This is a genomic window from Devosia sp. (assembly GCF_017307565.1).
GTDB lineage: Bacteria > Pseudomonadota > Alphaproteobacteria > Rhizobiales > Devosiaceae > Devosia.
Genome location: NZ_JAFKHD010000448.1, coordinates 1 through 11288, shown reverse-complemented (window position 1 = coordinate 11288; position 11288 = coordinate 1). Strand labels below are relative to the sequence as shown.

12 protein-coding genes are annotated in these 11288 nt (G+C 64.8%); 7 read left to right on the top strand and 5 right to left on the bottom strand.

What is annotated here, in order from left to right; translation table 11 throughout:
* The 6 genes from J0I64_RS19750 to J0I64_RS19725 all read left to right on the top strand — a co-directional run.
* Positions 1 to 995: ABC transporter permease (locus J0I64_RS19750; protein ID WP_291411476.1), on the top strand; the 995-nt coding region annotated here is incomplete at its 5' end.
* 1 nt (position 996) lies between these two features.
* On the top strand, positions 997 to 2988 hold the full coding sequence (locus J0I64_RS19745) for a dipeptide/oligopeptide/nickel ABC transporter permease/ATP-binding protein (protein ID WP_291411474.1): 1992 nt from the start codon (positions 997 to 999) through the stop codon (positions 2986 to 2988).
* Positions 2985 to 3788, top strand: a complete 804-nt coding sequence (locus J0I64_RS19740; protein WP_291411472.1) for an ATP-binding cassette domain-containing protein — start codon at positions 2985 to 2987, stop codon at positions 3786 to 3788. Before J0I64_RS19745 ends, J0I64_RS19740 begins: the two co-directional genes overlap by 4 nt.
* 41 nt (positions 3789 to 3829) lie before the next feature.
* Positions 3830 to 4762, top strand: coding sequence for a dihydrodipicolinate synthase family protein (locus J0I64_RS19735; RefSeq protein ID WP_291411470.1), 933 nt, complete (start codon positions 3830 to 3832; stop codon positions 4760 to 4762).
* 14 nt (positions 4763 to 4776) lie between these two features.
* Entirely contained in the window at positions 4777 to 5451 is a 675-nt protein-coding gene (locus J0I64_RS19730) for a putative N-acetylmannosamine-6-phosphate 2-epimerase (RefSeq protein ID WP_291411468.1), read from the top strand.
* Positions 5448 to 6308 carry an ROK family protein gene (locus tag J0I64_RS19725; protein WP_291411466.1) on the top strand — a complete coding sequence of 287 codons (861 nt, stop codon included), beginning with the start codon at positions 5448 to 5450 and terminating at the stop codon, positions 6306 to 6308. The genes J0I64_RS19730 and J0I64_RS19725 overlap by 4 nt, the downstream gene beginning before the upstream one ends.
* Here the strand turns inward: J0I64_RS19725 and J0I64_RS19720 are convergent.
* Positions 6305 to 7732 carry an MFS transporter gene (locus J0I64_RS19720; RefSeq protein WP_291411464.1) on the bottom strand — a complete coding sequence of 476 codons (1428 nt, stop codon included), beginning with the start codon at positions 7730 to 7732 and terminating at the stop codon, positions 6305 to 6307. The genes J0I64_RS19725 and J0I64_RS19720 overlap by 4 nt on opposite strands.
* Positions 7733 to 7846: 114 nt before the next feature.
* Between J0I64_RS19720 and otnI the strand changes: the two genes are divergently transcribed.
* Complete coding sequence (gene otnI / locus J0I64_RS19715) at positions 7847 to 8638, top strand: 2-oxo-tetronate isomerase (RefSeq protein ID WP_291411462.1); 792 nt, start codon at positions 7847 to 7849, stop codon at positions 8636 to 8638.
* Here the strand turns inward: otnI and J0I64_RS19710 are convergent.
* From J0I64_RS19710 to J0I64_RS19695, 4 genes are all read right to left on the bottom strand, one after another.
* Positions 8625 to 9791 (bottom strand): GGDEF domain-containing protein, encoded by a 1167-nt coding sequence (locus J0I64_RS19710; protein ID WP_291411460.1) that lies wholly within the window; start codon positions 9789 to 9791, stop codon positions 8625 to 8627. The genes otnI and J0I64_RS19710 overlap by 14 nt on opposite strands.
* A 140-nt stretch (positions 9792 to 9931) precedes the next feature.
* Entirely contained in the window at positions 9932 to 10414 is a 483-nt protein-coding gene (locus J0I64_RS19705) for a heme-binding protein (RefSeq protein WP_291411458.1), read from the bottom strand.
* A gap of 86 nt (positions 10415 to 10500) precedes the next feature.
* Complete coding sequence (locus tag J0I64_RS19700) at positions 10501 to 11109, bottom strand: response regulator (RefSeq protein WP_291411456.1); 609 nt, start codon at positions 11107 to 11109, stop codon at positions 10501 to 10503.
* The coding region (locus J0I64_RS19695) for an ATP-binding protein (RefSeq protein ID WP_291411454.1) at positions 11106 to 11288 on the bottom strand (183 nt) is incomplete at its 5' end. The genes J0I64_RS19695 and J0I64_RS19700, both read right to left, overlap by 4 nt.

Sequence of the window (11288 nt, the reverse complement as noted above, 5' to 3'; positions counted from 1 at the left end):
GCTTTCTGTCCACAGCGAGCGAGCCGGACATGTCAAAAGTGCTAAACCTGATCGTGCGCCGCCTGGTGCAGTTGCCGATCATGATCCTCGGGATCACCTTCCTCGTCTTCTTCGTGATGTCGTTCTCCAATATCGACCCGGCCATTACGGCGCTGGGCGAGGGAGCGTCGGTTGAAGCGCGGCAGGAATACAGGCTCGAACATGGCCTCGATGATCCGCTGTTGACGCGCTATGTGCGGTTCGTTTCGGGCCTCGCTCATTTCGACCTCGGCACCTATTCGGCGCGGCAGTTGCCCGTGATCGACGAGGTGATGCGGGCCTTTCCGATCACGTTGCAGTTGACCTTTCTAGGACTGATCTTTGCGGTGATCGGGTCGCTTATTCTGGGCGTCGTCGCGGCGATCTATCGCGATCGCTGGCCGGACCAGATCATCCGCGTCTTGTCCATAGCGTCGCTTTCGACGCCATCGTTCTGGCTGGCGGTGCTGCTGATCCAACTGCTCGGCAACAAGGTGGGGATTTTTTCCATGCTGCCCACTTCGGGGAAGCTGCCGGTGCTGACCAGCGATTTCGGCGGATGGTTCCTGCGCATGCTGCTGCCGTCGGTGGCGCTGGCCGTGCCGGTGATCGGCCAGCTCTCGCGCGTGGTCCGCACGGCTGTCGTCGAGGAACTCGACCGCGACTATGTCCGCACCGCGCTCGGCGCAGGGATTCCGCGACATGTGGTTGTTGGCCGAAATGTGCTGCGCAATGCGCTCATCACCCCGATCACCGTGCTTGGCCTGCGCATCGGCTACCTCATGGGCGGCGCGGTGGTGATCGAGATCATCTTCAATATCAACGGGATGGGCATGCTGATCATGAACGGCGTGACGAATAACGAGCCCAATCTGGTGCAGGGTGTGACCCTCACCGTGGCTCTCGCCTTTGTCGTGATCAATGTCATTGTCGACCTGCTCTACGTGCTGGTCAACCCGCGCATCAGGACGATCTGACGTGATCAGGACCGAGACCACTCAAAAACTCTCCCGGCCGGGCATGCGCCTTTCGGGGCTGCGCCACCTGCCGCTGACATCGAAAATCGCCCTCGGCCTGCTGGTGCTGGTCGGGCTCATGGCGGTGTTCGCGCCGCTTATCTCGCCCTATGATCCGCTGGCGACCGGACTGACGCGCGGCCCAGCGGCCCCCGATGCGGCGCACTGGTTCGGCACTGACCGGCAGGGCCGCGACGTGCTGTCGCGCCTGGTCCATGGTTCAGGCTATTCGCTGGTTATCGGGCTCGCGGCGACTGCGGTTGCCCTACTGGCCGCCTCGGTGCTCGGCGCCATCACGGCGACGGCGCACAAATGGGTCGCCGAGACGCTGATGCGCTTGCTCGACATGATCATGTCCTTCCCCGGCATTGCCCTTGCGGTCATGCTGGTGACGGTCTTCGGCCAATCGTTGCCGGTGCTGGTCCTGACGATCGCCTTTCTCTACACGCCGCAGCTGACCCGCGTCATTCGCGCCAATATCATAGGCCAGTTCGGTGAGGACTATGTGGCCGCAATCCGGGTGATGGGGGCCTCGACACCGCGCATCCTGATCAAGCATGTCGCGCGCAATTGCCTGGCGCCGATCCTGGTCTTTGCGACCGTGCTCGTTGCCGATGCTATCGTGTTCGAAGCCTCGCTTTCGTTCATTCAGGCCGGCGTTCCCGATCCGGAACCCTCCTGGGGCAATGTCATGGCTTCGGGGCGGCAGCTGGTGATGTCGGGTGGCTGGTGGCCGACGCTTTTTGCCGGTGCGCTGATCACCACGACCGTGCTGGCGCTCAATATTCTTGCCGAGGGCATGACCGACGCGATGGCCGCGCCGCGCAGCCGGACGCAGGTCAATGCCAGTGCCGTGGCCGCCGCCATCGATCAGGCGGAAAAGCCCAAGGCCAATGTTGCCGCCGAGCCAGTCGTCTCGCTCGAAGATCGCCTGGCGCAGCTGCGCGCCGTCGAAAGCGCGCGCACCGATCGCCTGGTCTATGCCGAGGGGGCAGCGCCGCTGCTTGAAGTGCGCAATCTCAGCATCGCGTTTCCGCGTCATGGGGCGGTCAATGTGGTCGACAATGTCTCGTTCAGCGTGCGGCCGGGGGAGACAATGGCGCTGGTCGGCGAGTCCGGTTGCGGCAAGTCGATCACCTCGCTCGCCATCATGGGCCTGCTCGATCCGCGCGCGAAAATTCAGGGCGAAATCCTCTTCGAGGGCAAGAACCTGCTCGCCATGACCGAGCGGCAGCGCAATGGGCTGCGCGGCAAGGGCATCGCCATGATCTATCAGGATGCGCTCTCGTCGCTGAACCCGGCCATGCTGATCCGCGCGCAGATGAAGCAGCTGACCTCGCGCGGCGGCACCCGGAGCGCCGAAGAGCTGCTTGAACTCGTCGGGCTCGATCCCAAGCGCATCCTTAATTCCTACCCGCACGAGCTTTCCGGCGGCCAGCGGCAGCGCGTGCTCATCGCCATGGCGCTGACCCGCGACCCCAAGCTGGTGATCGCCGACGAGCCGACGACGGCGCTCGACGTCACCGTGCAGAAGCAGGTCGTCGAACTGCTCAACCGGCTCCGCGAGGAACTCGGCTTTGCCATGCTCTTCGTCTCGCACGACCTGGCGCTGGTGGCCGAAATCTCGCATCGCGTGGCGGTCATGTATGCCGGGCAACTGGTCGAGCGGGGCAGCACGCGGGACATTCTCACCCAGCCGATGCACGAATATACGCGGGGGCTGCTCGGCGCTGTGCTCAGCATCGAGGCGGGCGCGTCGCGGCTCCACCAAATCCGCGGCGTCGTGCCGTCGCCGCGTGAATTCCCCGCGGGTGATCGTTTCGCGCCGCGCTCTTCCGATCCCGGCCGCAATGCGGGCGTGACGCCGATCATGCGACAGGTGCCCGGAACCTCGCATTTCTATGCGGCCCATCCCGACGACGAAACCGTTGCAGCGCTGGAGGCCGGCCAATGAGCACGCCCGTGATCGAACTGCGCGATGTCTGCGTCGATTTCCGTATCCGTGGCTCGACCTTCTTTCGACCGCGCATGTTGCGTGGGGTGGACACGGTTTCGTTCTCGGTGCGGCGGGGGCAGACCCTGGGCATCGTGGGCGAGTCCGGTTCTGGCAAGTCGACGGCAGCTAAGGTGCTGGTGGGGCTGATCGAGCCCAGCGCCGGGGAAGTCCTGTTCGCCGGCCAAGCCGTCCGCCGTTTTGACGCGGCGACGCGCAAGCGTATCGGCAGGGTCGTTTCGGTGGTGTTTCAGGACCCGGCGACGGCGCTCAATGCCCGCATGTTGGTGCGCGACGCGCTGACCGATCCGCTGGAAGTGCATGGCATCGGCAATGCCGCGAGCCGAGAGGCGCGGGTTCGCGAACTCGTCGGGCTTGTGGGCCTGCCGCAATCGGTGCTCGACGCCATTCCGGCCCAGCTTTCGGGCGGGCAGAGGCAGCGCGTCGCCATTGCCCGGGCGCTGGCGCTCGAGCCTGAGGTGATTGTTGCCGACGAGCCGACTTCGGCGCTCGATGTTTCGGTGCGCGCCCAAATCCTCAACCTCTTGCAAGACCTCAAGCGCGAGCTCGATCTGGGCATGGTGTTCATCTCCCATGACATCCAGACCGTGCGCTACATCGCCGACGATATCGCGGTGATGCGCAACGGCAAGGTGGTCGAATTCGGCCCCGGTGCGCAGGTGCTGAACAATCCCGCCGAGGACTACACACGCACGCTTCTCAATGCAGCGCCGAGCCTGCTTCAGGCCCGGCACGGCTAAACCCACCCCAACTTCTTTCAATAGCTGACACGCGAAAGACCATGACCAAGCACAGCTACCAGGGCATCATCCCGCCCATCGTCACCCCGCTCAACACCGACGGCACCGTCAACTATGGCGACCTCGAAAAGCTCGTCGAACACCTGATCGTTTCGGGCGTCGACGGCATTTTCGCGCTCGGTTCGACGGGGCAGGTGGCCTATCTCACCGATGCCGACCGCGTCGCCATCGTCAAGGCGGTCAGCAAGACCGCAGCGGGCCGGGTGCCCGTGATCGCAGGCGCCATCGATCTCACCGCGGCCCGCATTGCCGAAGGCGCGCGGGCGCTGGTGGCCGCAGGCGCCGACGCCATCGTTGCGACCGCGCCGGTCTATACGATCAATGACGAGGCCGAGGTTGCCGATCACTTCCGCCTGATCCGCGCCGGTATCGATGTGCCGCTCTTTGCCTATGACATTCCGGTGCGCGTGCACCGCAAGCTTTCGGCCAGGCTGCTGGTCGAACTCGGTAGGGAAGGCGTCATTGTCGGGGTCAAGGATTCTTCGGGCGATGACGTTGGCTTCCGTCGCCTCATCGCCATGAACGAAGCTGCGGGGCGTCCGCTGGCTCTCTTTACCGGCCACGAAGTCGTTGTCGATGCCATGGCGATGATCGGTGCCGATGGCGCCGTGCCGGGCCTCGCCAATGTCGACGCCGGCTCCTATGTCCGGCTCTGGGCCGCCGCCAAGGCAGGCAAGATGGACGAAGCGATCGCCGAGCAGGATTACCTCAACCGGCTCTTTGAAATCGTCTTCTGCTCGACCGGTCGCTCGGGCGATGCTGCGGGCGTCGGCGCCTTCAAGGCGGCGATGGCCGAGGTCGGTCTTCTCAGTTCGGCAACCATGACCGCACCGATCAAGCCGCTCGACGGCGCGACCATCGACAAGATTCGCGCCATCGTGAAGGATGTCGGTCTCGCAAAGCGCGTTGGTTGAGAGGCGTTGACGTTATGACTGTGCTGCAGCGGTTGAAGGGCGGCCTCGTCGCTTCGTGCCAACCGGTCGATGATGGTCCGATGGATCGCCCAGAGATCGTTGCAGCCATGGCCCGCGCGGCCGTGGCCGGCGGTGCGGTCGGGCTGAGGATCGAAGGGGTCGACAATCTGCGGGCCGTGCGGCCCGTGGTCGACGTGCCGATCATCGGTATCGTCAAGACGGACCTCGCCGATAGCCCGGTGCGCATCACCGTCACGGTAGAAGACGCCTTGGCGCTGGCCGATGCCGGCGCCGATATCATTGCCTATGACGCGACGCCACGGTCGCGACCGAGTTCGCGCGAGGATGTGCTGGCGGCCATTCTCGGGCGCGGGCGACTGGCGATGGCCGATTGTGCCACGCTCGAAGATGGTCGGGTAGCGCTTGCGGCGGGCGCGGCGGTGTTGGGCTCGACGCTTTCGGGCTATACGGCCGAGACCGAGGGACGTCACGATGGGCCTGATTTTGAATTGATCGCGGCGTTTCGTGCCCTTGGCGGGTTTGTAATGGCCGAGGGGCGCATCAACACGCCTGACCTGGCGGCGCGCGCCATGGCGGCAGGTGCGGATGCAGTGACCGTAGGCAGCGCGCTGACGCGGCTGGAACACGTGACCGGCTGGTTTGCCGCCGCCGTGCGAGGCGCGGCATGAGCCTTTCGGGTTTTGCCGTCGACCTCGGCGGCACCAAGACGGCTGCCGCCCGCATCGAGGGCGGCAAGGTTGTCGAGCGGCGACAGCGGGCTACTGACCCCGGCGCGGGCATGGAGGCGCAGCTCGATGCGCTGGCCGAGCTGCTGGCCGGGCTTGGTTTTGAGGCCGGGGCGGCGCTCGGCGTTGCCGTGGCGGGGCGGGTCGACAAGGATGGCAACTGGCATGCGGTCAACACCGGCACGCTGCGCGCCATCAGCGCCGCTCCGCTCGGCGAAAACCTTCGCCGGCGCTTTGGTGCCATGGCGCGGCCGGTGAATGATGCTGCGGCGGCCGGCCTGGCCGAGGCGCGGCTGGGGGCGGGACAGGGTGCGCATAATCTTGCTTATCTGACTGTGTCCACCGGCGTGGGCGGCGCGCTTGTGCTGGGCGGGCGGCTGATCGACAGCTCCAATGGCCTTGCCGGGCATGTGGGTTTTTCCAGTTCGCGCTTTGGCGACCAGCGCTGCGGCTCGGGTCGGCTGGGGACGGTCGAAAGCGTGGCGGGCGGCCGGGCCATTGCGGCTGCAGCCGGCCTGCCCGATGCGCGCGCTGTCTTTGACAGCGGGGCGCATGAGCTGATCATCGATCGGTCGGCGGCGGCAGTTGCCGCGCTGATTGGCGATCTCACGGCCATATTGGGGCTGGATCGCGTGGTGGTCGGTGGCAGTATCGGTCTTGCGCCCGGTTACCTTGAGCGCGTGCTCGGGCATCTGGCTGGTGAGCCCGAACTATTTCGCCCAGCAGTCGTGCCGGCAGAGCTGGGCCACGACAGCGGACTGATCGGGGCCCTGCTCTTTGCGACGGAAGCGGCGCGCTAGCCGGCAGCGAAGCTCGAATTGGCGTCCTGCGGGCGAACGAGGCTCACCATGCGCCAGGCGGCCAGCACCGCCAAAGCTGCCGTGACCGCGCCCAGAATGTAGATCGGGACGAGTGCGAACTTGATCGCGGCGGTGGAGGCTGCCGCGGCAAGGCCGGCGGAATTGGCGGCCACGCCGGCCAGCGCCGCGCCGATGGCGTTGCCGGCAGACTGGGTGGTCGGAATGAGCGCCGAGGCGCGATCGCGCTCGCTGTCGGTCGCCGCTTCCATCATCGTCAGGTTCAGGTAGCTGTTGTGGATGCCATAACCAGCACCGATGATCATCTGTCCGAAGATCACGATGGCGACCTGGTCGAACTGCAGCCCGAGGAGAACGAGCAGCAGGCCAGCGCCGATCAGGCCGGGGCCCAGGCGAATAAGCGTCTTGCGCGTTTCCTTGCTGCTCACATTGGCGACGGTGATGGAAGAAACGCTCCAGGTCACTGCGAGCACGGCGGCCAGCGCACCGGCAGCGGCTGGACCAAAACCCCACATCTGCTGCACGACGAGCACGAGATAGACGGCGGAGCCCGCGCCGGCAATGTTGATGAGCAGCACGACCCAGAGACCGGTGCCGACGACCGAACTGGTGCGGAAGGCATCGCGCGGCATCAATCGCTGGAGCGCACGGCCATCCATCCAGACAGCGCCGACGAGCAGCAGCGCCGAGGCGACGAGGAGGGCCGCGGCCGGCAGGGGCGTCACGAGGCTCGCCAGGGCCACCAGCATGATGGCGGCGCCGATGGTGAAGAGGCGCAGGCCCGGGAACCGCGCCACGGCCTTTTTCTCGCCCGGCGTATGGGCCGGCACTTTCACCATCACCATGGCGGCAAAGATCAGCACCAGCGGCACGTTGACGAGGAAGGCGGCGCGCCAGGAGACGAGTTCGGTGAGAAGCCCGGCAGCGGCGGGGCCGCCGAATGCGGCGATGGCCCAGATCATTGCCTGCAGGCCGAAGACTTTTGGCACGAGGCGCGAGGGGAAGAGTTCAGGGATGAGGGCGAAGCAGATGGCTGAAACCACGCCTTCGCCGAGGCCCTGAATGGCGCGGCCAACCAGCACCTGCGGCATGGAAGTGGCCGTTGCCGCGATCACCGTGCCGAGCAAGAAGACGCCGGCAGACACCAGCAATGCGGTGCGTGCGCCAAGGCGCTGCTTGAACAGCGCCGCGCCCGCGCCGCCGACAATGGCAAAAACCAGGAAAAGGGTGAGGGCCCAGGAAATGAGCGCGACCCCGCCCAGTTCCTCAACCGCGGTGGGCAGAGAAATCGAGGCGAGAAACGCGTTGAAGGCCAGCAACGCGACCCCCAGGCACAGGATGAGCGTCACCGTCGCATAGCGCGGCGTGAAAATCTCCGCCCAGCGGCCTTCGACCGAATCCGACATGATGCCTCCTGTTTGAGCATGCTTGCCTAAAACGCAGGCAAGCGGAAGGCAATCAAATGTCGTTCACAGCGCGCCACGAGACGATAATAAGGAGCCAATCAAGGAGGGCGATCGATGCCGCGTTTTTCCGCTAATCTCTCGATGCTTTATCCGGACTTGCCATTCATGGAGCGGTTCGAGGCAGCGGCTCGGGATGGGTTCAAGGCGGTCGAATATGTTGGGGCCTATGATCAGGACCCGGCCGTGCTCAAGGCTTTGCTTGAGCGGTTCGGTCTGGTGCAGGCACTATTCAACTTGCCCGCCGGCGACTGGGGTTCAGGCGAGCGGGGCATCGGCTGCCATCCGGATCGCGTTGACGAGTTTCGTCGGAGCGTCGACACGGCCATTGCGTTCGCCAGCGCAACGGGGTGTGGCCAGGTGAACTGTCTTGCCGGCATCGCGCCGAGCGGGGTTGAACGTGGGATCCTCGAGAAGGTGCTGGTCGACAATCTCGCCTACGCGGCGCCGCGGCTCGCCGATGCCGGTATCAAGCTTCTGCTCGAGCCGATCAACAGGCGCGACATGCCGGGCTTCCTGATCAACTCCACCGACGACTACGAACGCATCGCAGATGCCGTCGATCACGATAATCTCTATCTTCAATACGATTTCTATCACATGCAGATCGTGCAGGGTGACCTGATACCCACCTTCCGGCGGCTACAGCCGCGTATCGCCCATGTACAGATCGCCGATCATCCCGGCCGCCACGAGCCTGGTACCGGTGAAATCAATTATAGTAATATTTTCAAAGCGCTGGACGAAGTTGGCTATGCCGGCTGGGTAGGTGCCGAATATCGGCCGCTGGCCAGTACAAGTGCGGGCCTCGGCTGGATGCAGCCATGGCCAGCCGTTAGCGCTTCGTGATCAGTTGCAGGCGAGAGGGCTCAGACCGGCTCGGGCTGCCGGTTTGCTTCTTGTCCCTATAAAGGCGGGTATCGGCCAGGGCCACCAGGTCCACCTGGCCATCTTCAGGCGTGCCTGCAACACCGATACTGGCTGACAGCCGAACGCTTGCTTCCGGCAGGAGCAGCGATTCCGTGCTGGTCTTGTGGCGAACGACGTCGGCGACGGTGCGCGCGTCAGAGGCCGTGCTGTCTGGCAGAAGAATGCAGAATTCGTCGCCCCCGAGCCGCGCGACCACGTCACCCTTGCGGGTCGAAGCACGCAGAAGCTGAGCAAAAAATTGCAGCGCGGCGTCGCCTGCGGCATGGCCGAAACGGTCGTTGAGTGGCTTGAAGTCGTTGAGATCGATCAGGACGACAGAATAGGTATAGACGCCACCAAGCGCGCGCTGCTGCATGTCTTCGAGCGCGGTGCGGAAGGCGCGGCGATTGGCGAGGCCCGTCAGATCGTCGGTCTCGGAGAGATGCGTCAGCTTCTGATGCAGGCCATCGATGGCCATCATGGCAAAGCCGAGGTTCCAGATCGCGGCGGAAAATACCGTGCAGAGCAGCGCGTAAGAGGCGAGGGCATAATAGACCTCGTAGTCGAGCGCATCCGCCAGCACCGCGACATTGGAGGTGACGACCATGATCTGGCCGAGCATGGCAATGGCGAATGCTGTGGCGGAGATGATGGTGCCGATACCCGGAAGGCGGTTGCGCAGCAGGTGGACAAGGCAGGTCAGCATGATGATGGCCTGGCCTGCGGCATAGGTGATGGCGCGGCCACGATCGCTGTCATAAAGCGCGACCATCACGGCCGCAGCGAGGAGCGTGAATGCAACCGCCATGCCCTGGCCGCCGCGCAGGTTGCGCAAGCGGCGGAGGCCAATCCAGAACTGGGAAAAGCCCAGGATGATGATGGTATTGCCCAGGATCGCCGGCACGACCGAGCCTTCATTGCCCTGGACTGCGAGGACGATGCCGCCGATTAGCGTCAGCAAAGTGGCGACAAGCCAGTGCTGTGCCGCCGCGTGCGGGCGATAGGTATAGGCAAAGCCGGCCCAGATCGCTGCCACGGTCAGCGAATTGAGGAAGATGAGAATGTAGAGGGTCATGAAATCGAGATGCGGCATGCTGCCCTCCACCCGGCGGAGCGGTAGCAATAGGCCGGCTCGGCTGAACGAGGGCTGAAGCCAATCGGAACGATTGTATCAATCGGCTCTGTCTCCGCGATCGAGGGGGCGAACGTTCGGTCCGCCCCCTTTTGGAGTGCTTATTCTGCCGCGATGGCGGCGAGGCCGGCGCGGGCGCAATCGGCATCGAGGCCGCCATTGGGGGCGCCGCCGACGCCGATGCCGCCGACCAGTGCGTCACCGATACGGATCGGCAGGCCGCCGGCCTGGATCACGAAGCGTTCGTCCATGTCGCGCAGGCCATTGTTGTTGGGGTTAGCGGCGATGAAATCGGCCAGTTCGCCGGCGTCGCGACCGAGAGCCGCGGCGGTAAAAGCCTTGCCTTCGGCGCTGCTGCCAGTGTGCGGGCCAGACATGTCGGCCTTGAGCAGAACCTTGGTCGCGCCGTCACGCGCCACGACGGCGACGGAGACGTTGTAGCCGCCGGTGGCGCAGGCTTCGAGCGCGGCCTGGGCGGCGGAGGTTGCAAGGCTCAACGGCAGATAGGGGGCGGTCGACAGGTCCTGCGCGAAGGCGGCCGACGGAGCCAGGAGCATGGCGGCGAGGGTGATTTGGCGAAGCATGTTGTGTTCCTCTGCTTTGGTGAGGAAAAACTAGCTTCATGCCGCCCGGGGATGAATCGGTAGCGCTCGCGGGGCTCTCGGTAGAACTACCGAGACGCCTCGGCCTCGAGCCAGAGCCGGGTCATTTCGGCCTGCGAGGTGGTGCCGAGTTTTACCCCGATGGCCGCCCGATGACTGTCCACGGTGCGGGGCGAGAGGCCCAAACCTTCGGCGATGTCGCGGGTGGAAAAGCCCTGGGCGATGCGCTCCAGCACCTCCGTTTCGCGGGGCGTGAGCGCGGCGAGGAGAGCAAGGGTTTCGGCGCGCAGGGCCTGGGAAGCAAGGCTTTGGTCGAGCACCTGCTGGGCGCGCTGGATGGCGTCGATAAGGTCCTGTTCGTCGACGGGCTTGGAGAGAAAATCCACGGCTCCGTTGCGGAAGGCGCGGCGGCAGGCTTCGATGTCGCCATGGCCGGAAATGACGATGGTGGGCCAATTGATGCCCTCTGCCCGCAACTGTTCCTGCAGTTTGAGGCCGCTGATGGCGGGCATGCGGATGTCGAGGATCATGCAGCCCGGCTCGAGCCGAGGCAATTGGGCGAGGAAGGCGGTGGGGTCGGCAAAGCCTTTGACCTTGAGACCTATGGTCGAGAGCAGGAGGCCAAGAGCCTCGCGCACTGCCTCATCGTCATCGACGAGATAGACCGGTCGGGTCATTGGCCTTTTCCTTCTTCGCCTGCGAGTGGCAGCGTCACGCGGAAATGCGCGCCGCCAGTTTCCCCGATATAGGCGATTTCTCCGGCTGCACGCTCGATGAGCCGCTGGCTGAGGGCGAGGCCGAGACCCGTACCCTCCGGGCGGGAGGTGGTGAAGGGCGTGAAGAGGCGCGGCAGCAA